Origin of the sequence: Leptolyngbya boryana PCC 6306, assembly GCF_000353285.1 — a bacterium.
Classification (GTDB): domain Bacteria; phylum Cyanobacteriota; class Cyanobacteriia; order Leptolyngbyales; family Leptolyngbyaceae; genus Leptolyngbya; species Leptolyngbya boryana.
Window position 1 is genome coordinate 409920 of sequence record NZ_KB731325.1, and the last position, 22353, is coordinate 432272.

General features: G+C 47.9%; 33 protein-coding genes and 2 pseudogenes. 24 read left to right on the forward strand and 11 right to left on the reverse strand.

The window, feature by feature from the left end; translation table 11 throughout:
- Positions 1 to 184 precede the first annotated feature (184 nt).
- Entirely contained in the window at positions 185 to 568 is a 384-nt protein-coding gene (locus LEPBO_RS0132650) for a hypothetical protein (RefSeq protein WP_017291809.1), read from the reverse strand.
- A 301-nt stretch (positions 569 to 869) separates the two neighbouring features.
- Between LEPBO_RS0132650 and LEPBO_RS0132655 the strand changes: the two genes are divergently transcribed.
- From LEPBO_RS0132655 to LEPBO_RS0132675, 5 genes are all read left to right on the forward strand, one after another.
- Positions 870 to 1406 (forward strand): hypothetical protein, encoded by a 537-nt coding sequence (locus LEPBO_RS0132655; RefSeq protein ID WP_017291810.1) that lies wholly within the window; start codon positions 870 to 872, stop codon positions 1404 to 1406.
- 27 nt (positions 1407 to 1433) lie between these two features.
- Positions 1434 to 1598 carry a hypothetical protein gene (locus tag LEPBO_RS44195; protein WP_017291811.1) on the forward strand — a complete coding sequence of 55 codons (165 nt, stop codon included), beginning with the start codon at positions 1434 to 1436 and terminating at the stop codon, positions 1596 to 1598.
- Positions 1599 to 1660: 62 nt separating this feature from the next.
- Positions 1661 to 1918, forward strand: a complete 258-nt coding sequence (locus LEPBO_RS0132665; RefSeq protein ID WP_017291812.1) for a hypothetical protein — start codon at positions 1661 to 1663, stop codon at positions 1916 to 1918.
- A gap of 15 nt (positions 1919 to 1933) precedes the next feature.
- The gene (locus LEPBO_RS0132670; RefSeq protein ID WP_026149090.1) at positions 1934 to 2548 is read left to right on the forward strand and encodes a hypothetical protein; all 615 of its coding nucleotides are present in this window, start codon (positions 1934 to 1936) and stop codon (positions 2546 to 2548) included.
- Positions 2549 to 2574: 26 nt separating this feature from the next.
- Entirely contained in the window at positions 2575 to 2973 is a 399-nt protein-coding gene (locus LEPBO_RS0132675; protein WP_017291814.1) for a hypothetical protein, read from the forward strand.
- A gap of 179 nt (positions 2974 to 3152) precedes the next feature.
- Here the strand turns inward: LEPBO_RS0132675 and LEPBO_RS0132680 are convergent, their stop codons facing one another.
- The 5 genes from LEPBO_RS0132680 to LEPBO_RS0132700 all read right to left on the reverse strand — a co-directional run bounded on the left by LEPBO_RS0132680 (position 3153) and on the right by LEPBO_RS0132700 (position 5625).
- Complete coding sequence (locus LEPBO_RS0132680) at positions 3153 to 3668, reverse strand: DUF1579 domain-containing protein (protein WP_017291815.1); 516 nt, start codon at positions 3666 to 3668, stop codon at positions 3153 to 3155.
- A 58-nt stretch (positions 3669 to 3726) separates the two neighbouring features.
- A complete protein-coding gene (locus LEPBO_RS0132685) occupies positions 3727 to 4137 on the reverse strand; it encodes a VOC family protein (protein WP_017291816.1) in 411 nt (136 codons plus the stop codon).
- Between the two features lie 77 nt (positions 4138 to 4214).
- Positions 4215 to 4529 carry a YciI family protein gene (locus LEPBO_RS39145; RefSeq protein ID WP_242045187.1) on the reverse strand — a complete coding sequence of 105 codons (315 nt, stop codon included), beginning with the start codon at positions 4527 to 4529 and terminating at the stop codon, positions 4215 to 4217.
- Positions 4530 to 4732: 203 nt separating this feature from the next.
- On the reverse strand, positions 4733 to 5230 hold the full coding sequence (locus tag LEPBO_RS0132695) for a VOC family protein (RefSeq protein WP_017291817.1): 498 nt from the start codon (positions 5228 to 5230) through the stop codon (positions 4733 to 4735).
- A 35-nt stretch (positions 5231 to 5265) separates the two neighbouring features.
- Positions 5266 to 5625: a YciI family protein gene (locus LEPBO_RS0132700; protein ID WP_017291818.1), complete on the reverse strand. Its 360-nt coding sequence runs from the start codon at positions 5623 to 5625 to the stop codon at positions 5266 to 5268.
- A 161-nt stretch (positions 5626 to 5786) separates the two neighbouring features.
- Here LEPBO_RS0132700 and LEPBO_RS0132705 point away from each other — a divergent pair, with 161 nt between their 5' ends.
- The 17 genes and pseudogenes from LEPBO_RS0132705 (at position 5787) to LEPBO_RS0132775 (ending at position 16545) form a co-directional block, all read left to right on the forward strand.
- On the forward strand, positions 5787 to 7037 hold the full coding sequence (locus tag LEPBO_RS0132705) for an RNA polymerase sigma factor (RefSeq protein WP_026149091.1): 1251 nt from the start codon (positions 5787 to 5789) through the stop codon (positions 7035 to 7037).
- A gap of 144 nt (positions 7038 to 7181) precedes the next feature.
- Entirely contained in the window at positions 7182 to 7610 is a 429-nt protein-coding gene (locus LEPBO_RS0132710; RefSeq protein WP_017291820.1) for a VOC family protein, read from the forward strand.
- Between the two features lie 46 nt (positions 7611 to 7656).
- Positions 7657 to 8154 carry a cupin domain-containing protein gene (locus LEPBO_RS0132715; RefSeq protein ID WP_017291821.1) on the forward strand — a complete coding sequence of 166 codons (498 nt, stop codon included), beginning with the start codon at positions 7657 to 7659 and terminating at the stop codon, positions 8152 to 8154.
- Positions 8155 to 8471: 317 nt separating this feature from the next.
- The gene (locus tag LEPBO_RS0132720) at positions 8472 to 9287 is read left to right on the forward strand and encodes a helix-turn-helix domain-containing protein (protein WP_026149092.1); all 816 of its coding nucleotides are present in this window, start codon (positions 8472 to 8474) and stop codon (positions 9285 to 9287) included.
- Positions 9288 to 9375: 88 nt separating this feature from the next.
- Complete coding sequence (locus LEPBO_RS0132725) at positions 9376 to 9789, forward strand: hypothetical protein (RefSeq protein ID WP_017291823.1); 414 nt, start codon at positions 9376 to 9378, stop codon at positions 9787 to 9789.
- 11 nt (positions 9790 to 9800) lie between these two features.
- A pseudogene (locus LEPBO_RS45175) lies at positions 9801 to 10094 on the forward strand (NAD(+)--rifampin ADP-ribosyltransferase); the annotation flags it as partial.
- On the forward strand, positions 10077 to 10493 hold the full coding sequence (arr, locus tag LEPBO_RS45180) for an NAD(+)--rifampin ADP-ribosyltransferase (protein WP_277876599.1): 417 nt from the start codon (positions 10077 to 10079) through the stop codon (positions 10491 to 10493). The pseudogene LEPBO_RS45175 and the gene arr, both read left to right, overlap by 18 nt.
- A 130-nt stretch (positions 10494 to 10623) precedes the next feature.
- Positions 10624 to 10821, forward strand: a pseudogene (locus LEPBO_RS45510) (TetR/AcrR family transcriptional regulator); the annotation flags it as partial.
- Positions 10811 to 11314 carry an anthrone oxygenase family protein gene (locus tag LEPBO_RS0132735; protein ID WP_017291825.1) on the forward strand — a complete coding sequence of 168 codons (504 nt, stop codon included), beginning with the start codon at positions 10811 to 10813 and terminating at the stop codon, positions 11312 to 11314. The pseudogene LEPBO_RS45510 and the gene LEPBO_RS0132735, both read left to right, overlap by 11 nt.
- Positions 11315 to 11329: 15 nt before the next feature.
- Entirely contained in the window at positions 11330 to 11971 is a 642-nt protein-coding gene (locus tag LEPBO_RS0132740) for a glutathione S-transferase family protein (RefSeq protein ID WP_017291826.1), read from the forward strand.
- Positions 11972 to 11999: 28 nt separating this feature from the next.
- Positions 12000 to 12914, forward strand: a complete 915-nt coding sequence (locus LEPBO_RS0132745) for an AraC family transcriptional regulator (RefSeq protein ID WP_017291827.1) — start codon at positions 12000 to 12002, stop codon at positions 12912 to 12914.
- Between the two features lie 95 nt (positions 12915 to 13009).
- Positions 13010 to 13399, forward strand: a complete 390-nt coding sequence (locus LEPBO_RS0132750; protein WP_017291828.1) for an MAPEG family protein — start codon at positions 13010 to 13012, stop codon at positions 13397 to 13399.
- 244 nt (positions 13400 to 13643) lie between these two features.
- Positions 13644 to 14021 carry a nuclear transport factor 2 family protein gene (locus LEPBO_RS0132755; RefSeq protein ID WP_017291829.1) on the forward strand — a complete coding sequence of 126 codons (378 nt, stop codon included), beginning with the start codon at positions 13644 to 13646 and terminating at the stop codon, positions 14019 to 14021.
- 18 nt (positions 14022 to 14039) lie between these two features.
- Complete coding sequence (locus LEPBO_RS43520) at positions 14040 to 14576, forward strand: hypothetical protein (protein ID WP_017291830.1); 537 nt, start codon at positions 14040 to 14042, stop codon at positions 14574 to 14576.
- A complete protein-coding gene (locus tag LEPBO_RS0132765) occupies positions 14569 to 15312 on the forward strand; it encodes a class I SAM-dependent methyltransferase (RefSeq protein ID WP_017291831.1) in 744 nt (247 codons plus the stop codon). Before LEPBO_RS43520 ends, LEPBO_RS0132765 begins: the two co-directional genes overlap by 8 nt.
- A 199-nt stretch (positions 15313 to 15511) precedes the next feature.
- On the forward strand, positions 15512 to 15967 hold the full coding sequence (locus LEPBO_RS0132770; protein WP_017291832.1) for a GNAT family N-acetyltransferase: 456 nt from the start codon (positions 15512 to 15514) through the stop codon (positions 15965 to 15967).
- Positions 15968 to 16356: 389 nt separating this feature from the next.
- Positions 16357 to 16545 carry a hypothetical protein gene (locus LEPBO_RS0132775; protein WP_017291834.1) on the forward strand — a complete coding sequence of 63 codons (189 nt, stop codon included), beginning with the start codon at positions 16357 to 16359 and terminating at the stop codon, positions 16543 to 16545.
- A 97-nt stretch (positions 16546 to 16642) separates the two neighbouring features.
- On the opposite strand, the gene rsgA is transcribed toward LEPBO_RS0132775, so the two are convergent.
- Positions 16643 to 17686: a ribosome small subunit-dependent GTPase A gene (gene rsgA, locus LEPBO_RS0132780; protein ID WP_017291835.1), complete on the reverse strand. Its 1044-nt coding sequence runs from the start codon at positions 17684 to 17686 to the stop codon at positions 16643 to 16645.
- Between the two features lie 247 nt (positions 17687 to 17933).
- Between rsgA and LEPBO_RS0132785 the strand changes: the two genes are divergently transcribed.
- A complete protein-coding gene (locus LEPBO_RS0132785) occupies positions 17934 to 18755 on the forward strand; it encodes a class I SAM-dependent methyltransferase (RefSeq protein WP_017291836.1) in 822 nt (273 codons plus the stop codon).
- Positions 18756 to 18969: 214 nt separating this feature from the next.
- Positions 18970 to 19662, forward strand: a complete 693-nt coding sequence (locus LEPBO_RS0132790) for a hypothetical protein (protein WP_017291837.1) — start codon at positions 18970 to 18972, stop codon at positions 19660 to 19662.
- Here the strand turns inward: LEPBO_RS0132790 and aac(6') are convergent.
- From aac(6') to LEPBO_RS0132810, 4 genes are all read right to left on the reverse strand, one after another.
- Positions 19659 to 20162, reverse strand: coding sequence for an aminoglycoside 6'-N-acetyltransferase (aac(6'), locus tag LEPBO_RS0132795; protein ID WP_017291838.1), 504 nt, complete (start codon positions 20160 to 20162; stop codon positions 19659 to 19661). The two genes, LEPBO_RS0132790 and aac(6'), sit on opposite strands and share 4 nt — an antisense overlap.
- 148 nt (positions 20163 to 20310) lie before the next feature.
- The gene (locus tag LEPBO_RS0132800; protein WP_017291839.1) at positions 20311 to 20685 is read right to left on the reverse strand and encodes a hypothetical protein; all 375 of its coding nucleotides are present in this window, start codon (positions 20683 to 20685) and stop codon (positions 20311 to 20313) included.
- A gap of 27 nt (positions 20686 to 20712) precedes the next feature.
- On the reverse strand, positions 20713 to 21153 hold the full coding sequence (locus LEPBO_RS0132805; protein ID WP_017291840.1) for a hypothetical protein: 441 nt from the start codon (positions 21151 to 21153) through the stop codon (positions 20713 to 20715).
- Between the two features lie 14 nt (positions 21154 to 21167).
- A complete protein-coding gene (locus LEPBO_RS0132810; RefSeq protein WP_017291841.1) occupies positions 21168 to 22265 on the reverse strand; it encodes a ParM/StbA family protein in 1098 nt (365 codons plus the stop codon).
- Positions 22266 to 22353: the final 88 nt, after the last annotated feature.

Genomic DNA, 22353 nt, shown 5'->3' on the forward strand with positions numbered 1-22353 from the left:
TCTCGCTGACTGTAGCACCACTCTCTCAAGGATATAACAACGATGAGCAAAAGTGCTATGTAATCTCTTAGAAAACCGTCGTATCAGAGAAGTTTTCTCCAAGGACTGAGCAAACTGGAATAGAGAATTTACCTTCATGCCGTTGCTCAGCAATTCCTCTATGAGGAAATCTCGGGCTGCCAAACTAATTCAAGCGATGGGACTGCCTCTTATAAGCGAAATAGCGACTTAAATCTTGGCTCCTAAGCATATATATCACAATCACTGCACTAAGAACAGACAGCAGCAAACTTCCAAGCGTCAAAGCAATAGAGAGTTTTGTATTCAGCGCCACAACCATTGCAATCAGCAGCACAACCAGCACACTACAAATTCCAATGAGAAGCCACTTTGCCCAGGTACGCCCTTGCAAGACAAAGTAGATCACAATGAGAGTAAATGCGATGCGACCAAATGCCCATCGGTCTCGCGCCAGGATCACCAAGGCAGTGTCTAGAATGCACGTTAGCACAAACATCGCGAGTAATCGATTGCGAGCTTGTAGGGCAGATGAATCAGTCTGGATCATGGCTTTACTGAAAGAAGTGAGCAATTGATCGTTACTGTACGACAGGATGAGCCTCGGAATTCTGGAAATTTGGTGAATTACCTGCGGGATCACCTTATTTGTGAGCCGATTGGACAACAGGTTGACACAAACTTCGGATGCGGATTGAACATAGTGAGGCAAACCATTTCAACTCAAACCATGAACCGCGCCTAGCGGCAAATCTGTGAAGAAAATTAGGATTTAGAACTCAAGAGACAGCCGCCTAGCGGCGAAATCATGGGTTTGATTCTGACTCATTCATTCATTAGGAGATTTCATTATGGCTAGCAAGAAGAATTCTAATCATGCAGCAACCCTCGAAAGAGAAGCATTGCAATCTGAAGGGTCTGTGCCTGAGATCGATACCGTTGCAACTTCAGTAACAGAAGCTCCTGCTACTCAAGCTCCGACTGTTGATCGAACTGCTGAATCCCAGTTCATGGAAGCATTCTTCGGAATCATTCGTGACGAGTTTCAGAAGACATTTGGTAGACCGTTGTACAGCAGCGACATTCACTATCATGCCACTCGCTACAATCTTGGTTTGAGCTTACGAGCGCCTGCTTATCGAGTTGCTACGTACCAGCTTGAAGGGCATCTTCCGGCTGAGGCTCCTGAGTTCAAGCAGCAACGCGATCTGATCACAATGCAGTTGTTGCAAGCTGCTGGCTACGATCCGAATGTCAAAGCCATCAACATCACGTCTGCTCAGATCAAGGCTTGGTCAGGCAACTTCCGCGCTCAAAATGGTGCGGTGTTAGATGTGCTATCAAGCCGATCTGCTCAAGCTCCGTCTGCACCAGATAAGGGCTGGTAGAACCTCAAGAAGATTGCCTCATCTGAGGTGATCTTTTTTGTTGATGCGATCGCAAAGGAAAGAATTGAGATGCAAGAACATGAACTGCTATCTCAGCGAGAAGACCAATACTACGATTCGCTTCGCGAAGCTCCAGAGGATCGACAATACGAGATTTACCTCGAAGAGCGATTAGGACGTTACGGGTACTAATTAATGTCAATGATGCCTCGTTAGCACGAGAACACTGATGTTTTCTGAAAGCAACGGTCTCAATGGCTACTCTCTATATCCAATACCGCATCAGCGCTTGGCAAACGGTGAATCAAATGATCGCTGATGCAGAACAAACGACACAGACCCAACTCGATGAAGCAAGTCGGCGTGTGGCAAAGGGTGTGGTGATCAATTGGCTGATTGAAAAGACTCGCCTGCCTGTGGATTTGATTCCCGAAACGGTTCCGATGCAAGACAGTCTTCAGGCACTTCAGGCCGTTTCCCAGCTTTGTCACACCTATTTCACGACTGACTGAATTTGGAGATCTTGTATGACGAATTTTTCCATGCCTTTAGCTCATTCTATCCCCGAAGCTGCTCGGTTTGATTGTGCAACGATCGATCAACTCGTTCAGGTCACAGTTTGCCGCTATCATTCTGCTCCTGAAGTGGCTTGTGCTTGGTACGCTCTACTTGGGACACTGGCATTAAGGCATCTGTATCCCAAATCCCAATACAGCTTCTACGCCGGAACGTTCGAGATTTTTACTAGCCCTGACCCCGATGGATCAGGTGCTTGGTATGCACTCTGCTTTGATGCTCACCACCCTTTGATTCCGGATCTGGAGTTTCATTGCTGGATTGCTCATCCTGATCCAGGTCAATGCACCTATACCGAAATCATCGATTTCAGCGCACGGCATTTGGAGACTCGTGCACGGGAATTTGGCATTCTTTGGAATCGCGATTCTATCCCTGACTTCATTTGGACGGATTTAGCTGGACTGGAACAGTTGAAAGTTCGGCAACTTCGCCCGATTGCGGAGCTAACCGATCGCCTCAGTCGATCGCTCATGCAGGATTTGGCATTCCGTCAAGCATGGCAAGTGTTAAAAACTTTGCTGAAAGAACAAGCGTTATTAGACTCGCTAGCACGAGGGCAATGAGGTTCTACCTTTATGGAGAAAGGCGAATGGCACTTGAAATCTTATCAATTAGCGATCGCGATCTGCTTCAACAGATTTGGTATGAATTCGAGCAGTACAACTCTGGAATCGGTTACGTTTCCTGTGGCGTTGCAATGAATGACCATCACTATACCATCACAACCTTTCCAGATGGCTCGATGGAATCAATCATCGAAGATGTAAAAGATTCAGGAGGACTCGAAGAAAATTTAGATGCACTTGGGCAGCAGTATCGTCCTGTTCCTGCCATAGGCGGAACGCTTCTGATGAAAATTAATTGGGATGCTTCTGAGCCGATTTGCTACTGTGATCGAATCAAACTAGCTGAACTTTGGAACGGTTTGTTACACCTGCAAGGTCATTCCCCCGTTCTGATTCATTGGATTGAAGTCAATGAAGCCTAACTAACCGCTCTACTGCTTGTGCTTTACTCTGCGATGAAGCTCATCAAGTTTCACCGCAGAGGTTTTAATTTTTTGGTTGCAATGGGCTTGCTAATACATTTTCAGAACACCCACAGTGATTTCTGAGGAAGATTGCTTGAGCGGTCAATGTCACTCAGTTCCACCCTGGTAAGTTTAGCTTATTGCTTCCGGTAGTAATTTGTGGTCATGAAGTGATGCCACTGCCCATCATCTCCTAACATTTGGGAGGTCATGACACGATGATCGTCACTTCTCAACTCGATCGCGTCTTTGTATTTTGCTAGCTTCTCATCGCCTGTCATGGCAGGTCCATCGGAATAGAGCGTGAGCGTCGTTTCACCTGCATCTAGTTCTCCCTCATACTGCCAGAGATAGGTCATCATTGACCCAATCCAGGTTCCCACATAGCGGTGTTGCTGCGGGTCATAGCCGATCGTCATCAGTGTGGTCGCAGAACCACAACCCGGCATCTCGCCCTGCCCTTCAGTGAGTATCCAAAGTCCACCGAGAGAACGCACAGTTTCGGTTCCCGTCGCTCTTTCCGTCGGTTGATCGGCTCCCATTGTGACTTCAGTTTCATACGTCCATTCTCCAACGAGTTTTTGCAGCCACTGATGTTCTTTTTGGGGTTCAGAATGCTGTGTTGATTCTGGGTGTGTTTGCGTTGTTTCCATTGCTTTTGCTCCTTTAATCAATTGTTTTGAATTGCGGTTCGCTTGAAGGTCTGAAGCATCAAACAGCTTTCTCGCAGTTGATCATCCATGGTGTGCCAAATTGATCGACTAACATGCCAAATCGAAATGCCCAGAAGGTTTGCTCAAACGGCATTCTGATGGTTCCGTTCTCAGCTAAAGCCTGAAAAATTCGGTCTGCCTCGGCGGGGTCGTCGAGGCTGATCTGAACGTAGAAGCCTTGGGGAGATTCAAAATATCCTGGCGGACTGTCCGATCCCATCAAAAGGCGCTCTCCTAAATCGAGGCAAATGTGCATGATTTTGTCCTGCCAGTTTGAAGGAACGTTTTCGGCGGAGGGTGCTTCCTGGTGTGTCATCCGCGTGACAATTTTGCCGCCAAAACAGTGTTCGTAGAACTTGAATGCTGCATCACAGTTGCCATTGAACATCAGGTAAGAATTAAGTTGCATTGTGTCCTCCTTGAATAATCAATTGTTGTTTGATGCGCGAATCGGTCGTGCGTGACTTGCACGATGGAGGGATGAAGCTACTGTTGCTGTCGCGTCTCAACCTGGGTGCGAATGCGATCTTCTTGCTCCCTTAATTCGGGGGTCATCGCTTCACCAAAATCCTCTGCCTCAAAGATGGGGCGAATCTCAATCTCAGATTCTCCGGGCATTGGGTTGGGGTAGCGTTTGACCCAGGAAATGGCTTCTTCGATCGAGTTCACCTGCCACAGCCAGTACCCTACAACGAGCTCCTGCGATGGGGTGAAGGGTCTTTGGATGACAGTGCGATCGCTTCCTGAAAAGTGAACTCGCACCCCTTTTGAGCTAGGATGAAGCCCCTCACCTGCAAGCAAGATGCCTGCCTTGACTATTCTTCATTGTATTGCCCCATTTCGGTCAAAAGCTGTTCGCTCGGCATGATTCCGGCTTCAGAGTCTTGGGTTGCTTTAACAATGACCATCACTTTCATTGTGAAATCTCCTGTGGAGTAGTTTTAAGTTGAATTGCTAAGGGTTTGGCGCGCTGATTTGCGCAAAGCGCCACTCTGAAGGAACTGCTAACGAGCAGCAACCCGCTTGAGTTCATCAATCTCAATCTTCTTCATTTGCAGCATGGCAGTTGTAACGTTTTGAGCAGTTGCCGTATCGGGGTGATTGAGCAACTCAATGAGAATATGAGGAATAATTTGCCATGAGACTCCGTATTGATCTTTGAGCCAGCCGCATTGCTGTGCAGTTTCATCCCCATCCGCAGACAGTTTCTCCCAGTAATCGTCCACTTCCTCCTGGGTATCACAGAAGACTTGGAAGGAAATCGCCTCGTTGAATTTAAAGGTTGGACCTCCGTTTAGGGCTGTGAACGACTGACCTTCTAGTTCAAAGCTTACGGTCATGACAGTTCCGGCTGGTTTTCCGTGAATTTCCTGTCCAGCTTCTCCATAGCGACTGATGTGGACAATCTTGGAATTGCGAAAAATCGACGTATAAAATTGCGCGGCGGCTTCGGCTTGATCATCAAACCAGAGACAGGGCGTGATTTTAGAATTGTTTAGCATCAGGGTTCTCCTTCAATTCAAGAGGTTAAGGATAGTCAGGACTGTGCGGGGAGTCCTGCAACTTCAATGACCGGACGAATTTCGACGGTTCCAACTTTCGCGCCTGGAATTTGAGTGGCGATCGCGATCGCTTCATCCAGATCCGCAGCCTCGATCAAGAAAAATCCACCGAGCTGCTCACGGGTTTCCGCAAACGGTCCATCGGTGACGAGGGATTTTCCTTCTCGCACTCGGATACTGGTTGCCGTAGCAACGGAGTGAAGGGGAGCCGTTGCGAGAAATTGCCCCTTCGAGTGCAGATCTTGCGCGAGTTGGGCGGATTTGCCGTAACACTGTTCGCGCTCAGTGTCGCTCATGGCAGTCTCTTCCATATAGATCAGCAGCACATATTTCATAAAATTGCCTCCTTGTGTTGATGCGTCGAATGACGTTGGCGCAGATCGACACGTTGCCAAAACTTTTTTTCATCCAGTACGATCGAACTCCTCCTTTATCAATGAGTCGAATGGGAATTTCTCAAATCGACAGATTTGCTAAAAAAATTCTGAGGTCAGCGATGGCAACTCCAAAATCAGCAGCAGAGGTCAGTCACGCAATCGACTCCGTTTATCGGTCTGAATGGGGAAGGATTATCGCCATTCTGATTCGGCTGGTCGGAGATTTTGACATTGCGGAAGAGGCAGCGCAGGAAGCATTTGCGGCGGCAGTCAATCAGTGGCAGTCAGGAATTCCGCATCTTCCCCGTGCTTGGATCATTCGGACGGCACGATATAAAGCGATCGATCTCCTCCGCCGCAAAACCAGAATGACCGAAAAACTGGAATGGTATGCTGCTTCTGGGCTAATTCCGGCGAGTGAGGAGCCAAATTATGACAGTGATGAAATTCCAGACGATCGCTTACGGCTGATCTTTACTTGCTGTCATCCGGCACTTGCGATCGAAACCCAAGTCGCTTTGACCCTCCGAATGCTCGGCGGACTGGAAACCGACGAAATCGCCCGCGCCTTTCTCGTGCCGACGACAACAATGGCACAGCGATTAGTTCGTGCTAAGCGCAAAATCCGGGATGCAGGCATTCCCTACAAAGTACCAGAGACGAGTGATCTGCCTACTCGGATTGAGGCGGTGCTAGCGATGATTTATCTGATTTTTAACGAGGGCTATGCGGCGACCCGTGGTGAGTCACTGATTAGAGCCGATTTGTGTGCGGAAGCGATCCGGCTCAGTCGATTAGTTAGAACTTTACTGTCACCGCAACCCTCGCCAGAAGTCACGGCACTCTTGGCGCTAATGTTGCTGCATGACGCACGGCGTGATGCCCGTTTGGATGAGCAGGGCGATGTAGTGCTGCTCGAAGATCAGGATCGTCGCTGTTGGAATCAGGCACAAATTGCTGAGGCGCTGCCATTAGTTGAAGAAGCATTGCGGGGTGGAACGGGAGCTTTTGCTTTACAAGCTGCGATCGCAGCCCTCCATTGCCAAGCCACGCGAGCAGAAGACACCGATTGGGCACAGATTGTTCAGCTTTATGCGGTAATGGAACGCTTCCACCCATCACCAATCGTGTCCTTGAATCGGGCGGTTGCGATCGCAATGACAGACAGCCCTCAGACAGCGCTCACCCTTCTGGATCGACTTGCCACTGAACTCGATAGCTATCACCTGTTTCATGCCGCCCGTGCCGATCTGTTGCGGCGAATTGGGGACTTTCAATCCGCCGCCCAGAGCTATAGCTGTGCGCTGGGGACCGTGACTAATGACAGTGAACGCCGCTTCCTAGAGCGTCGGTTGCACGAAGTTCAGTGATCGATTCGTCTCAAAAAAGCAAAAATAATTCAATTGATTTAGTACAAAAACACTTGTTATAATGCAAGCCCTCGTCAAGCTTCAAACCGCCACTTCAACTCCCTGACCTGCCAAATTTCGCATCAAATCCTGGAGGCTTCAGATATGGGCGCTAATCCCAGCATTCTCTCGCACGTCTCGATCGGCACGAATCATTTTGAACAGGCAGTTGCTTTCTACGATGTAGTGTTACTAACGTTGGGCTGCAAGCGACTAATGGACTATCCAGGTGCAATTGCGTATGGCAAACAGTACCCCGAATTCTGGGTGGAAACCCCATTCGATGGACAGCCTGCTACGGTTGGGAATGGCACTCACATCGGCTTTATTGCGCCCACGAAGGAAGCAGTTCACGCCTTTTATGAGGCAGCACTCGCAGTAGGAGGCAGAGACGAAGGTGCGCCGGGTGGCAGACCCGACTACGGTGAACCATACTACGGTTGCTTTGTGCGTGATTTAGATGGGCACAAGATAGAAGCAGCCTTTTGGGATGAGCAGCTTGAACAAGTGTTGAATCAAAATCAGGCTGGATAAGTTGAGCAATTGCAACGTTCTACTCATTCTTGAAAGCAGAGGTTGTATGTCTGACATTCCCAACATTATCAACATGAACGATCTGGAGTGGACAGAGGAGCATTACTCTGAACACTACGCAGGTTGGTCAAAGCGGCTCTCTTCATCGGCAATGGATCGCAAACAAGGACATATTGGAGTGAGAGTCGATCGGCTCCGCCCCAGAACGCTTTCCTGTCCCTTTCACTACCATGTTCACGAAGATGAATTTTGCCTGATCCTCAGTGGCGAAGCGACCCTACGGTATGGAGATCGAACGATCGTTGTGAAAGCAGGGGATGCAATTTCATTTCCACGGGGCGAACGCATTGCTCATCAGTTCTACAATCACACCGATGAGACGGTCGATATTCTCATGGTGGGTGAGAATCTGCCCTATGAAGTGTGTTACTACCCAGACTCAGATAAGTGGCTATCGAGATCGATTGGCAAAGTTGGTAAGTTTGAGGGCACCGATTACTGGACAGATGAACCCGATCCGCCCACTCTGAAATCTCAGACATGAATTCTCTATGAATCAAGGTTAACGCAGCCCTGTTTGCAGCCCGCAGCCCAGTTGTCGCGATGATACAACGGATGCAATCGTGCCGTCAGATTCTATGGTGGTTGCTTTAGATGGCGGCAGTGGGGTAGGTATAGAATTTAGGCAAGCGATGTTCTTCAATTTGTTCCTAGACCCATCGTTTTTAACTCAGGTCGGTTATGACAGATTCGGCAGAGATCGATCTGCATCCGGTGAGCGTTAGCGTTATACGGCTCAATTAATGGGTTGGTACGGTAGCCTAAAGAATGTCTGTTGAGGCTGATTAATCAACACAACCTATGATTTATAAGACATACCAGCCCCTTTCGCCTCTCTCACAGTTCATCGAATTTCTCTGGATGAGAGAAGGCAATGATTTGTCAGTGGTGCAGACCCGATTGCTGCCGATGGGGACAATGGAATTAGTCATCAATCTCAATGAAGATAGCATTCCACTCTTCGATCGCCAAAGTCGGAGGCAGCAGGGTAGTACCAATGGCATCATGCTTTGTGGTACACATTCTGAAAACTTTATTATTCGCGATGCTCATCAAATATCTATCATGGGCGTGCATTTCAAAGTAGGAGGCGGGGCTGCATTCTTTGAACTGCCTGCTGGTGAACTTTACAACGAAAGGATTTCCTTAAATGAGATCTGGAAAACTCAGGCTTCAGAATTGCGCGAATGCTTACTCCAACACTTTAGTCCAGAACATCGTTTTTACATATTAGAGCAATTTTTAATGCAAATGATGCGATTGCCAGATCACCATCCTGCGGTCGATTTCGCATTGCAACAGTTTCAGCAATCGGCGAATTCAACAATTAATGCAGTCATTGAACAAACCGGATTCAGTCCTCGCTATTTCAATCAATTATTCCGTAATCAAGTTGGCGTGACCCCAAAGCTGTTTTGTCGCATTCAACGATTTCAGAACGCGCTGAAGATACTGTCCGTCAAAGCGCCAGTCGATTGGATGGAGATTGCGTTGACCTGTGGCTATTTTGACCAGGCGCACTTCATCCATGACTTTCGAGCCTTTGCCGATTGCACTCCCACTGAGTACCTCACCCAACGAGGCTTTCATCCCTGTCATGTAGTTTTGCCGAATTGAGGTCAATTTTTTACAATCTGAGCGAGACAAGCTTGATCCATAATCAGACTCTGCCCTGTTCTAGAACTCCTTGGAGAAACCAATTGCGATGACGCTCGAAGAACTACAGGCCAAGCTAGAAGACATTAACCATCTCGTTACGACCTTTCAAACCTCTGTTGCATTGGAGAAATACTATGCGGAGGAGATTGTAATGATTGAAGGAGACGGGACGATCACGACAGGTAAAGAAGCTTGTCGCCAAGGGAGAGCTGTCTTCTTTAACGAGATGTTAGTAGAGTTTAGAGAATCTAGGTTAATCAGTCAGGATGTCGCAGTCTCAGCCGATCAGCGCTATGACTTTGTTGTTATTTCCAATTGGTACAATGACTTCTCTATCCGCTATGGTGATCAGACAATTGACAATAAAATCAACCAACTTTCGATCGGTTATTGGAAAGATGGATTAGTCGTCAGAGAGAGTTATAACTATCCCGTGATTTCAATGCAGACAACAGTATGAGGAACGAATCGATGGCAACCCAGGACATCAGTTCGCAGCAGTTCTACTACGGCACAAAGGCAGACCTGAAGCTAGGAGACCTAATCGAGTCCTGCAATTCTCCGGCAACCGATGTCTACCTCACCCCGATTTTGGATGCAGCCATTTGGGGAGCAGAACTGGCAATCGGTGAAGGTCGCAGCAGAGTCTACCTTGTGGAGCCGCTCGGTTCGATTGAAGCCGCCCCCAAACGAATGGATCAGAAGGCTCCGAAGCATCTGTCGATGTCATACCGCTCCCGCGAGCCGTTGCGGGTCATCAGCGAGGTCACAGAGTGGACGCTTTATCATGGCACACGGGCAGATCTGAAACTGGGGGACTTGATTGAACCTGGCTATCTCTCTAACTACGGTCAGCGAAAGCAGGCGACCTATGTTTATCTAGCAGCCACCTTGGATGCGGCAATCTGGGGGGCTGAATTAGCCATCGGGAAAGGACTCGGCAGAATCTACATTGTGGAACCGATGGGTTCGATCGAGGATGACCCCAATGTGACAGACAAGAAATTCCCAGGGAATCCAACCAAGTCCTATCGATCGCGAGAACCACTGCGGGTCAAGGGCGAGGTTATGGATTGGCAGGGGCACTCTCCAGAAGCGCTCAAGACCATGAAGGAGAACCTTGAGCGACTGAAGCAATTGGGTATTGAGGCGATCGAAGACTGAGTATTGTTACCCCGAAGGTGGTCAGTAGATTTGTGCCCCGTCGCTCCGCAGAGAACGACGCATCCAACGCGAAACGACTGAACGTATCCTGACCATCTCTTTCAGCTTATTCTTGTAAGAAGGCTATTATGCGACCTCGATTGAAGAGATTACAAAGCTTGCCCAAATCTCCAAAGGATTGCTGTATCAATATTTCAGGAACAAAGAGGAGCTATTATCAGCATTCGTCGATCGTCGCATTGAAGATGTACGAATCGGGATGACTGCGGCGAAGCGCAAACGAACGACGGCGGCACATAGAGTATTGGAGGTCAATCGTGTTCAGTAATAATCTCGCAACGCTAACGTTAATCGCCGCAATCGGCAGTGGGATAGTCGCTGGCGTTTTCTTTGCTTTCTCGACTTTCGTAATGCCTGCACTGGCGCGCATCGAACCCGTGCAGGGGATTGCTGCTATGCAATCGATTAATATCACAGCAATCAACCCATTGTTCATGCTGGCGCTGTTTGGCACGGCTGTAGTTTGCTTCCTTCTAGCCATCTTGACCGGGTTGAAGTGGGGTCAGCCTCATTCTGCTTATTTGCCCATCGGCAGTTTGCTCTATCTGATTGGCTCGATTGGGGTCACGATCGCATTTAATGTGCCGTTGAACGATGCCTTGGCAAGCGTCAAACCGAATAGTCCTGAAGGTGCAACATTGTGGTCTAAATACCTGATGAACTGGACATTCTGGAATCATGTGCGAACGATTAGTGCAGCGATCGCAACTTTATTGTTTACGATCGCGTTCTGTACTGTTAAGACAAGAATCCAGGCATGAGGCAAGAAGAAATCTATGTTGAAATTCTACTTTGCTCCGCTCTCCATCAACGCTCGACGGGTTTGGATTGCTTTACTGGAGAAACAGATTCCCTTTGAGCCAATTCTGCTCAACTTGGATGGCGATCAATGCTCCGCAGAGTTTACAAAGATTAATCCTCTACAAAGAGTTCCAGTTGTAATTGATGATGAATTGATACTGGTAGAGTCGCTAGCCATTCTAGATTATTTGGAAGCGCAATATCCAGCGACCGCGCTTCTGCCTCATGATGTTAATGCGATCGCAATTGTCCGTATGATTTGCATGATTTGTCTCACCGATTTACAGCCCGCCACGATCCCCCTGACTAAACAGCTTGTTGGATTGCCTGTTGAGGCGGCAACAGTGCAAACGGCGCAGCAACGCATCATCCAGATTCTGCAATTCTTTGAAGGTCTAGATGACTTGACGGGCAACACTTTTACCCTGGCTGATATTGTGGCAGGAACTCTGGTGAGTTCAGTTCCGATGTTTGGCATTTCGATGGCATCCTTCCCAAAACTCACCGCATGGCTGGAGCGATTATCTGCACGCGAGAGTTTTCAACAAACCGCCCCCTCATCCGACCAGATCCAGGCAGCATTACCGAACCTCAAAAAGATTTTGGAAACCCGATAGAGTACGAAGTAGCAGTTCCCTCTTAGCCATGCGATCGTCAGAGCCATCTATCCAGCAGATTGACTTTAGCAGCCAGCAGACCTCCGATTTTCTGCTGCCACATCCTGCGGTGCTCAAGAGTTGTGGCTGGGAGCAGATCCACTTTGAACATCATCACCAACCGCAGTTCGAGACCCCTGAACATCAAGGCAATTGGCATGTGATTGCGTATTGTCCGTTGATAGAAACAATCCCGCTAGCGTTGAGATCGGGAGAGCGATGGCTGGATGGTCAGTTGAAACGAGAAGCCCGCAATACGGGAGATATTGCAATGATTCCATCGGGTATTGCTCAGCGATGTAATTGGAGCATTGCAGCCGAGTTTACGATCGTGGCACTTGATCCTGCCTTACTCCAGCACATTGGTCAAGATTGGGTGAATCCCGATCGCATTGAACTCATTCCTGCCTTTATGACTCAGCAAGATGCCCTGATCCAAGGGATTGTTTCGACACTGAGAGCAGAAGTCGAAGGGAACAAATTCGGAGGACAACTGCTGGTTGATAGTCTCAGAACAACATTAGCAATCCATCTGCTGCGAAATTATTGCACAACACAACCCAAGAGTTCTGGTGATACAGATGGATTATCGAAACTGAAACTGAGACAGGTGACGGAATATATTCAGGAGAATTTACATCACGACTTAAAACTGATTGAACTAGCTACGATCGCACAAATGAGTCCTTATCATTTCTTACGTCTGTTTAAGCAAACCATGAACATCACGCCGCACCAGTACATTTTGCAGTGCCGGATTGAGAAAGCGAGCATTCTGTTGCGACAAACCGATTTGAGCATTGCTTTGATCGCAACTCAAGTCGGATTTTGCGATCAAAGCCATCTGACGCGATGCTTTAAGCGGGTTTTAGGTGTGACTCCGAAACAAGTGCAGCAAGTCTAATCGCAAGAATGTCCCAAAGCTCGGCAATATTGTTCTATCGTTCTCCACGACAACCTCTCTAAGCTGGGGGCAACGTTGATGAGAGGAGATAGAACATGACGATTTCACTTTGGGGATTAGTAATTTTCATTTTGTGGACGATTGCGATCGTCACTCTATTGCTCGTGGTGAGGATTCGCCATCTTGCTCAGGGCGGCTCCGTCAAAGATTTTGCCACCCCAAACGACGAAAGTCTGCTATGGCGGCTCTATCGATCGCAAGCGAATTTAGTTGAGAACTTACCGTTGTACCTGGGCGTTGTGTTTCTCCTAACAAGCCGGGAAGTGTTTGGAACTGCAATCGATATTCTGATTGTGACCTACATGGGATTTCGGATTTTGCACTCGATCATTCATATTGCACGTCTCAATCCAAACTTTCGAGTGCTCTGCCTATCGATTCAGTTTATTTGCCTAATTGCTTTAACCACTTTAGCGATTCTCTAGATGGGATATACGGAACGCAGAAATTCTGAGCGATTTAGAGTTTGATGTGCTTGAATTGAAGCGTTGACGGAATGAATGAGTGATGAAGCCTGAAGTGATGACTACGGTGATTGCCTTTCAAAGCTAGGTGGAGGGATAAATGTTTATCACCTGCGATCGCCAAAACAAATTGCACAATTTGTAGATGAACTAGGCAGTCATTGTCTACCAACATACGATCCAACTTCCGATGAGGAGAACGACCATGATTGAAATCATTGAAGCTCAAATTACTGAGATTGAAGAACGGCTCAGGCAGGCAATGCTCACCTCGGATGTGCGCGTCTTAAATGAACTTCTTGCTCCAGACATCATCATTATCAGTCATCGGGGAGAATTGTTGAAGAAGCAAGACGATCTGGCTGCCCACGAATCAGGAGCGTTTCAGTTCCATGATTTGAATCCGTCTGAGCGCCAGATTCAAATCTGTGGAGAAGTCGCGATCGTGTCTGTCCGAATGCAAATTGTCGGGAGCTACCAAGGTAGTGCTGCTAATGGTGATTTTCGATTTACTCGTGTTTGGGCACACACTGAGCCGGAGATTTGGCAGATTGTTGCGGCTCATATTAGTCAAGTCGCTTGAAGAACAGAGGACAGTCCAATGTCTAGTACTACGCTGATTCGGTTAGGCGGACTCGCAGCAGTCCTTGCAGGCATCCTTCGCGCAGTCAACTCGTTTGTCCCCGCTGATGCTTCTAGTGGTACAGTTGCAATGCTTTACCTCCTGACAGATCTCTTCATCTTATTTGGAATCTTTGGCATGTATGGATTTCAGCATCAAGAGTCTGGACTATGGGGATTTTTCGGATTTCTACTTGCAACCATTGGCATTGTGATCATCCGTACAGGAACCCTAGCCGGAGTCAGTCTGTACTCGATCGGAGCATTGACATTCTCTGTGGGTCTGAGTTTATTTGCAGTTGGCTCTTGGCGAGCCAGAAAGCTACCCAAGTGGGTTTCTAGCTTCTGGCTAATCTCCGTAGTAGTAGGGATCGTCGGCTATTTTGCGGCAGGTTTCAGCCTATTGTTTGCCATCTCTGGAGTCATCTTCGGAATTGCTTTTGCTGGAGCAGGTTTCAAGATTAGGTCAGTAATGGGTGGGTATAAGAACTCGAATTGGAAATCTTGCGATGACTGATTTTTATGATCAACTTGCGCCCTTTTATCACATTATCTATGGCGATTGGGAAGCTGCAATCTCACTTCAAGCGGCTCAGCTATCCCAAATCATTCGATCGCACTGGAGCGAAGCACACACCCTTTTAGATGTTTCCTGTGGTATTGGAACGCAGACACTCGGATTAGCGGCGCAAGGATATCGGGTAACTGCTTCTGACCTTTCTGTTCAGGAGATCGATCGCGCTCAGCAAGAAGCCAAAGCCCGTCATTTAGACATTCGTTTTTCGGTTTGCGACATGCGGACTGCTTACGATCGTCATCAAGCTCAATTTGATGTGGTACTGTCGTGCGATAATTCGATTCCTCATTTGCTTAGCGATGCGGAGATTCTCACTGCGCTTGGTCAAATGTATCGGTGTACCCGTCCGGGTGGCGGTTGCCTACTCACGATTCGGGATTACGACAAAGAACCACGAGGCACAGGAATTGTCAAACCTTATGGGATTCGTGAAGCCGCAGGGAAACGCTATTTGGTGTTTCAAGTGTGGGATTTTGTCGATGAGGTTTACGATTTGTCCCTGTATTTCGTAGAGGATGATCAACAGAGTGATCGTGCGACGACAACGGTGATGAGATCGCGCTACTATGCGGTGAGTCCAACCCACTTGATGCAGTTGATGGCACAAGTTGGCTATCGTTCAGTGACTCGGTTGGATGATCAGTTCTTTCAGCCCGTCTTGATTGGAACCCGATGAATTGCACAACAGGAACGCCGCAGGGATTAACAGAGCAAGACTGAGGTGGAGGAGTTTGAGGGCGGGCAGGAGGGCTTCAGAAGCTCGTGTGTCAGCTTTAGCAGGTCGAGGGTGAGCTTCAGAAGAGGAGCGGGGGTATTGCTTGTGTTATTGAGTGAGAAACTATTCTCAAAAGCATTATCCAGGGAGAACATTCTGTATGTCCAAGCCCAACCTCGAAGTAACGCTGCGTGAGATTACTAAGGAAAACTGGCGTGATATCATCCGCTTAAAAGTAGCCCCACACCAAGAGCAGTTCGTGGCATCCAACGCCGTGTCTATCGCAGAAGCGCATTTCAATCCAGAGGTTGCTTGGTTCCGTGCAATCTACGCTGGTGATGTGCCAGTCGGTTTTTTGATGTTGGAAGACGACGTAGCGCAACAAGAGTACTTTCTGTGGCGCTTTATGATCGGTGAGCAATATCAGGGGCATGGGTACGGGCGAAAGGCGCTAGAGTTGTTCTTCGCATATGTCAAGACGCGCCCTGGAGCAGATGCGGTCGAAACAAGTTGTGTGCTAGCTAAAGGGGGTCCCGGTCCGTTCTACGAGAAGATGGGTTTTGTTTACACCGGAAAAGAAGAGAACGGCGAACTTGTGATGCGACGTGAATTGTGATCTAGAAATGATAGATGGGTCGCGATCCGCCCAGCAATTCAAATACAGGCGGACGATCAAACATCCGCTGATTCTAAGTTCGAGGTTATTTTCCGCCTTTCAAAGATCGAAACAATTGTTGATCCAACAACCGCAGAAGCAGAAAACGCAGAGCATCTTTTAGCGGCTTGGATTGCATAGCTAGGGCGCACTTTACCCAATGATTTTAGAGAGGTAGGGATAGTTCCCTGCATCTCAACTTAGTCTAGTGTTTCATTCGTTCAGCCCGATTGAAGGCATTACCTGCTTCCAAAAGAGTGATATCCGCATAAATTCCGCAGGTGAATCGTCTATAAAAATATCGCCTTTCGATACATCAAACCATTCTGAAATTTCTAAGGAGTCGAACAATGAAAACTTTAACGATCGAACCCAAGGTTGCGAACAATCAACAATCTACTTCTCTGTTCTCGCGTTTAGCGCAGAGCGCAACTCCGAAGGAACCGCGGGGACTAACCGCAAAGTGGATCACCGTCGATGGTAAGTTAGTGTGTAACTGGGTTCCGGCTGAGCGTCAGGAGAAGAATTGTGAGGAATGATCATTATGCTCTCAAGCTAATGTTGAATGCATTCCTCACATCCCTTGCGATTAGCGCAGAATGCCACTCCAAAAGAACCGCAGGCTAAACCCAAACTCTACCGTTGAAGTTTAGGATTCTTCCGCATCGCTTTATGGATCTTCTTCCACCGCTCCTTCTCGGCTAGATTAGCTCGTTGATCCTGTTTGCGATTGATATGCTGAAGTTCTCGCTGCAACTTCTGATAGCTCAGAAATCGACTTGTGTTCAATTGTCTGGTTGCGATCGCGCTTTGCACCGCACAACCTGGTTCCTGTTCATGTTGGCAATCCCGAAACCGACAGTGCTGCGCGAATGCTTCCACATCTGCAAACGTTTCGGGTAATGCTTCCGCACCTGACCAAAGTTGCAGTTCCCGCATTCCGGGTGTATCGATAATCAATGCACCAGAAGCTAAGGAAATTAGCTGCCGATGCGTTGTGGTATGTTTACCGCGATCGTCTCCTAGTCGAACGGATTGGACGACTTGAACTGACTCACCTTTGAGTTGATTCGTAATCGTCGATTTACCAACACCTGATGAGCCTAGTAACGCGATCGTTTTTCCCAGTTGAAGATAAGGCTGAAGAACCTTAATCTCTTGTGCTGCACTTAAGGCAATAACAGGGACACCGAGAGCGATCTCTTCTACTTCAGCAATGCGACATTCAAGATCGAGGCAGAGATCTGCTTTGTTTAAGACAATCACAGGCATTGCACCGCTTTCCCAAACTAAGACGAGATAGCGTTCAATCCGTCTGAGATTGAAGTCCCCATCTAATCCAGAAACGAGAAAAACTGTATCTACATTCGTTGCAATGACCTGTTCCTCAGTCGTGCCGCCTGCTATTTTACGAGAAAATTTGCTCAGCCTTGGCAACACGGCATGAATTGTGGTCTTGTGAATTGCAACCCAATCGCCAACGGCTGGGAAATCTTGAATTCCAGTCGCTTGGTGGCGGAATTTACCTGTGACTTCTGCAAATTGTTCGCCTTGCCCGGTGTAGAGGAGATAGCGATCGCGATATTCCACCGCAACCCGACCTGCAACGAATCCTTGCTGGCGATAGGGAATGAAACTGGAAGCGATCGTATCGTTCCAGCCCAATTGTTCTAAATTCATGAGTGTTTTTTGCTGTGATGACAACTTGTGGATAGCAAGGTTCACAGCCGGGAGGTTAGCCCTGGATCGTGCAGGAGAAAACGAGACCCTCTGTGCCTTGCGGTTGAAGCATTGAAGTGATTTCGGCAAAGAATACAGTCATCGTCCACCTCCTTGTAGAAAAGCAACGTAGAGTGATAACACGTCTAAGGTAGCGGATTCCTGATCATCTGCAACCTGTTGTTCTGTAACATTTTATTTCTGGATCATGAACAAAGAAACAGCACTCGCACGAACAGAAGCGGTTTTTAATACGGCTTCAGATTATTTTGATGCGCCAGCATTGTCGTTCTGGAATCGGTTTGGACAACGGACGATCGATCAACTCGCTTTGAATTCTGGCGATCGCGTTTTAGATGTTTGTTGTGATTCTGGTGCATCTGCGATTCCAGCCGCCATCTGTGTCGGTTCGACTGGACAAGTTCTCGCGGTTGATCTTGCTGAATCCCTGCTCCAACTCGGTCGTCAGAAAGCTCGACAGCAAGGACTGAACCATATTGAGTTTCGGGCTGGGGATTTTGAATCACTGGGGTTGCCGGATGAGAGCTTTGATGCGATCGTCTGTGTGTTCGGCATCTTCTTTGTTCCAGATATGGTCGCTGCGGTGCGGGAACTATTGCGGATGCTGCGTCCTGGTGGCAAGCTGGCGATTACCTCTTGGGGCAAGAACGTATTTGAACCTGCGAATCGAGTCTTCTGGGATGCGATTCGTGCGGAGCGTCCTGATTTAGTCAAGCAATTCACCCCGTGGGATCGAATTCGAGAACCTGATGCACTCAAAGCGCTGCTAGAAGCGGGAGGAGCAACTCAAGTCGAGGTGTTTGCAGAAGCCGGAACCCACACACTGGATACGCCGGAAGATTGGTGGACGATGTGTTTGGGCGGTGGCTGTCGTGGCACGATCGACCAATTGGATACAGCGGCTCAGCAACGAGTTCGAGACACAAATTTGCAGTTCCTTCAGCAGCAGCAGATTCAAGCGTTGAATGTCGATGTGTTGTATGCGATTAGCGCAAAGCGCAACTCCTAAATCGTTGCTACCCATTGAGAATCGCGAAAAAAGTTAATCCAGTCGTTGATGTTGTCGAGCAGGTCGCAGAAACTCGCAATCTCAGTCGATATGGAGCAACAGCAAGAAACTTCTGTACCCTGCTTACGTCGTAGCAACTATCTTCTAAAACCGAGTCGAACTCTTCTAGCTGTTGCTCAATTGTTGATCCGCTTTAACTTTCGAGAGGTATTTCATGTTACGCCAGATTGTTCCAGCCTCTTTCATTCTACTATCAGCCTGTTCTACCTTCAGTCAATCTTCCGCTCAATCCTCAAATTCTCCCTCAGCTACTCTCCCTGATATTCAATGCCGAGGTCAAGTGCCAGTTGCATTACAGAAAACCTTTGGTGGGTTACGCTTAGCCCAACCCAGCGACTTTATTCCAGTCATTCAAAAACTTGAGCAGCAACCAGAGCAACCCAATCGTCCTAAGATTAGCTATACCTGTAGCATCTTTTCCGCTGACTTCAATCAAGACCAGCAGCAAGATTATGCGGTGCTATTGGTGAATCCTCAAACGCAAACGTCACAGTTCCGCCTAGCGATCAATCAAGGCAATCAAATCTTTAAGAGCGCGATCGTGCGAGATTACCCCAGACCACCTGCGGGTATCCGTCAACCTGTGTACGTTGCGATGCTACTTAAACGCAGTGGTGAGCAAGGTCCAGCGAATCGTGAGTATTTCCCTTTGAAGCGGAACACTCCAGAGCGAGAGGCGTTTATTGCTCAATCTGCGATCGAAGTTTGGAGATCGCCCAATGACTATAAATCTGGCACGTCTTCCAAGTTGTCTGAGATCGAGCGGTTTAATCGAGCCGTAGAATATGGGTCAGAGATCTTTTACTTCTCAAACGGGGAGCTTAAAACGATTGGTGTTGCTGATTAAGGCTGTTTAATCGCACCAGCGTCGTTTGTAGGAGCAATGGGCTTGATAAAGGCAACCAGTCGTTCCACTTCTTGAAAGCCGACCTGACGGTGAAAGGCATGGCTGGTTGTGTTCTCTAGTAAAGCATCCGAAGCGAGTTCGACACAGCCATGTGCTTGTGCCCATTGCTCCGCATACTGAATCAAGGCTTTGCCAACCCCTTGTTTTTGATAGTCTGGCTTGACATAAATTCCTTCGACAAAAGCAACGGGGCTTTGAGTCGCACCCGGAACATAGTCAGACCGAAGCGAAAGATTCATAAATGCGATCGCACTGCCTGTTTCAGTTTTTACCAAAACCGCTGACTGCCGAGGTGAGTGCAGAATCTCGTTCAGACTCGCTTGCATTTCTTCAACTGAGTAATCAGTCCAAAGTTCTAATGCCAAGTCGAGCCATTCCTGAAAATCAGCTTGGGCTACTTCGACAATGGATAGGGAGAGCATTGCGCTATCTTTTTTCATTCGCAATCGGAAGCCTATTTATTTTGATTAGAACACTCACGATCGACAGATTCAATCCAGATTCATCATTCGTTAACTTGCCAATCTTCTCGCTTCAGACGATATACAAAACAGTCGTCATTCCCAAAGCGTTGTGTCTCGATAAACCTCATTGCGATCGCGGCTCCTTGGAAACGATGCTGGGTAATGCTCGCTGTTCTCTCGAACTGCCCTGATTCCGAGTGTGCTGAATCAGGTGAATGGCGTACTGCTTGACCTGCTCGATCGATTGTCCCTCCTGTTTTAGTGCGTGTTGAATCTGCGGGCTGACTGCTAGCAGATCAAAAACTTGCTGTTTGTTCAGTCCTTGCTGAAAAGCTAACTGCACGATCGATTGATCGAGCTTTTTAGCATCCGGCTTGCCACCATACTCGTGATGCAATTCTTCGGTTGTAAGGGTTGCTCGACCTGTCACCTGTCGAGCAAGACCTAAATAAGCGAGTCGATACACGCTTGCATCAATTGGGGAGCGCGATTCAGCCATATTTCTATCTCCAGTAGGAGATCACAATTATGAGCGCAACATATTCATAAATGCACTGTCATCATAGTCAAAGAATTCAGGCGAGTTCAAAACTGGGACTTCTGGTTCTGGTGTGTCTCGACTATCAGGAAGATTTGAAATTACTGTTGCTGTCGCACTTCCCGTGTGAGGAGATTGATTCATAAATTGAGGCGTGACTTCAAATCGTTCACTGATCAGCAACATCTGAGCATATAGCTGTGCTAAACAGTCAAGTGCTACTTCTTTAAGATCGGCTTCAGAAAACTTTTCTGTCTCTCGGTAAGCGAAGGGGAGCCAGAACGATCGCAGTGATCGATTCACTAGCTCCCGCGATCCCAGCTTGGAACTGTTCAGAATATAGTGGTACAGCAATTCCCACTCTGAGTCTTCAACTGCCGAGAGCCGCAAGACTGTTTTTCTTTTACTAACCTTGGATTCTGTTGTCATTTCACTGGATGTATTTAGATCGGGACTTGCTGCCGTTGAAAATGTTGAAATGCAGCGAACGCATCGACCATCCGAATGCTTAAAGAATTTTCTAGCGCAAATTTATCGTGTCCAAAGCGATCGGCAATTCCGCGCCGTACCCCTTCACCAAAACTCCGTCGTGCTTCCTCAATTCCAAGTTGATTGAGAAATTCGATTAGCTCTGACTCGATAAGCATTGATGCGCCACCTCCGATAATGACCTCGCAGGTAGCATCGACATGACGAACGAAGTTGTTAATCAAAAAGCTCTCAAGCTGTCCCCAGTAAGTTGCTCGTCCAACTCGTAAGGCTTCGCTTACGTCTCGCACTTGACTTTCTCCAGCGAAGACGACTTTAGGATTTTTGCTCACGAAGGCATTCAGCAGTTTTCCATAGTCTCTTACCAGGATGCCTTGGACGGCAGCACTGCTCTCGATCGCTTCTTTGAATCCAGGTCCATTACTGGTAGATTTCCCTGGCTGAGGTTGTCCGTTCTGAAACACTAGGATTGATGCGTTTCGATGTCCCAACATCAACACTAAAAACGTGCGCGAGTCTGGAGCAATGTTTCTCAAGCTTAGTTCACTGCGCCGCCCCAAGAATAATCCAAATCCCTCTGGATAAGGTTTACACAGCGGCATCGATAGATTTACAGGTTGTCCTCGAAAAGAGAAATCGGTAGCAGCTTCTTGAATCTTTGTGCAAACCTTTAAAGCATCGGTGAACTCTGTCATCGGGAGCAATAACGCGACTTGGACAGTGAGTTGATTCGGCAACTGCGATCGCTCTCGAATCGCACCGAGGACTGCCAGCGTTTTCAACACGGCTCGTCGTTCTTTACGTTCATCGGCTCCAGTATCGCCGCCAAAGTTTTCAGCCGCGCTGCCGACGACTCGTAGTTCATCACCTACCTCTAACCAAGCTGCGTTTTCAGGAGCGGCGGTTGCATTGTGCATCTGTAATAGCTGCAAATGTTCTTTGGTCAGGGGACTGGTGACTTCAGGACTCATTAAGAGGTAGTCCAATCGACCGCGATCGCTAAACACAACTTTGGTCAAGGACTGCCCCAGGTCAATCAGAGTTTGGATCATTGGCTCTATTCATTCAATAAACGATCGTTCAACAATACCGCACTGCAATGTACGGCCCTTAGTAAGGGTTACTGCATTACTCAATCGA

Bases quoted from the DNA above. Each gene is read 5' to 3' on its own strand.
- LEPBO_RS0132650 (WP_017291809.1), bottom strand. From the start codon at position 568: ATGATCCAGACTGATTCATCTGCCCTACAAGCTCGCAATCGATTACTC.
- LEPBO_RS0132705 (WP_026149091.1), top strand. From the start codon at position 5,787: ATGGCAACTCCAAAATCAGCAGCAGAGGTCAGTCACGCAATCGACTCC.
- LEPBO_RS0132715 (WP_017291821.1), top strand. From the start codon at position 7,657: ATGTCTGACATTCCCAACATTATCAACATGAACGATCTGGAGTGGACA.
- LEPBO_RS0132665 (WP_017291812.1), top strand. From the start codon at position 1,661: ATGGCTACTCTCTATATCCAATACCGCATCAGCGCTTGGCAAACGGTG.
- LEPBO_RS0132765 (WP_017291831.1), top strand. From the start codon at position 14,569: ATGACTGATTTTTATGATCAACTTGCGCCCTTTTATCACATTATCTAT.
- LEPBO_RS0132755 (WP_017291829.1), top strand. From the start codon at position 13,644: ATGATTGAAATCATTGAAGCTCAAATTACTGAGATTGAAGAACGGCTC.
- rsgA (WP_017291835.1), bottom strand. From the start codon at position 17,686: ATGAATTTAGAACAATTGGGCTGGAACGATACGATCGCTTCCAGTTTC.
- LEPBO_RS0132770 (WP_017291832.1), top strand. From the start codon at position 15,512: ATGTCCAAGCCCAACCTCGAAGTAACGCTGCGTGAGATTACTAAGGAA.
- LEPBO_RS43520 (WP_017291830.1), top strand. From the start codon at position 14,040: ATGTCTAGTACTACGCTGATTCGGTTAGGCGGACTCGCAGCAGTCCTT.
- LEPBO_RS0132740 (WP_017291826.1), top strand. From the start codon at position 11,330: ATGTTGAAATTCTACTTTGCTCCGCTCTCCATCAACGCTCGACGGGTT.
- LEPBO_RS0132700 (WP_017291818.1), bottom strand. From the start codon at position 5,625: ATGAAATATGTGCTGCTGATCTATATGGAAGAGACTGCCATGAGCGAC.
- LEPBO_RS0132680 (WP_017291815.1), bottom strand. From the start codon at position 3,668: ATGGAAACAACGCAAACACACCCAGAATCAACACAGCATTCTGAACCC.
- LEPBO_RS0132800 (WP_017291839.1), bottom strand. From the start codon at position 20,685: ATGGCTGAATCGCGCTCCCCAATTGATGCAAGCGTGTATCGACTCGCT.
- LEPBO_RS0132785 (WP_017291836.1), top strand. From the start codon at position 17,934: ATGAACAAAGAAACAGCACTCGCACGAACAGAAGCGGTTTTTAATACG.
- LEPBO_RS0132670 (WP_026149090.1), top strand. From the start codon at position 1,934: ATGACGAATTTTTCCATGCCTTTAGCTCATTCTATCCCCGAAGCTGCT.
- LEPBO_RS0132805 (WP_017291840.1), bottom strand. From the start codon at position 21,153: ATGACAACAGAATCCAAGGTTAGTAAAAGAAAAACAGTCTTGCGGCTC.
- LEPBO_RS0132710 (WP_017291820.1), top strand. From the start codon at position 7,182: ATGGGCGCTAATCCCAGCATTCTCTCGCACGTCTCGATCGGCACGAAT.
- LEPBO_RS0132685 (WP_017291816.1), bottom strand. From the start codon at position 4,137: ATGCAACTTAATTCTTACCTGATGTTCAATGGCAACTGTGATGCAGCA.
- LEPBO_RS0132675 (WP_017291814.1), top strand. From the start codon at position 2,575: ATGGCACTTGAAATCTTATCAATTAGCGATCGCGATCTGCTTCAACAG.
- LEPBO_RS0132775 (WP_017291834.1), top strand. From the start codon at position 16,357: ATGAAAACTTTAACGATCGAACCCAAGGTTGCGAACAATCAACAATCT.
- LEPBO_RS0132695 (WP_017291817.1), bottom strand. From the start codon at position 5,230: ATGCTAAACAATTCTAAAATCACGCCCTGTCTCTGGTTTGATGATCAA.
- LEPBO_RS0132790 (WP_017291837.1), top strand. From the start codon at position 18,970: ATGTTACGCCAGATTGTTCCAGCCTCTTTCATTCTACTATCAGCCTGT.
- LEPBO_RS0132745 (WP_017291827.1), top strand. From the start codon at position 12,000: ATGCGATCGTCAGAGCCATCTATCCAGCAGATTGACTTTAGCAGCCAG.
- LEPBO_RS0132810 (WP_017291841.1), bottom strand. From the start codon at position 22,265: ATGATCCAAACTCTGATTGACCTGGGGCAGTCCTTGACCAAAGTTGTG.
- LEPBO_RS0132725 (WP_017291823.1), top strand. From the start codon at position 9,376: ATGACGCTCGAAGAACTACAGGCCAAGCTAGAAGACATTAACCATCTC.
- LEPBO_RS0132655 (WP_017291810.1), top strand. From the start codon at position 870: ATGGCTAGCAAGAAGAATTCTAATCATGCAGCAACCCTCGAAAGAGAA.
- LEPBO_RS0132750 (WP_017291828.1), top strand. From the start codon at position 13,010: ATGACGATTTCACTTTGGGGATTAGTAATTTTCATTTTGTGGACGATT.
- LEPBO_RS0132720 (WP_026149092.1), top strand. From the start codon at position 8,472: ATGATTTATAAGACATACCAGCCCCTTTCGCCTCTCTCACAGTTCATC.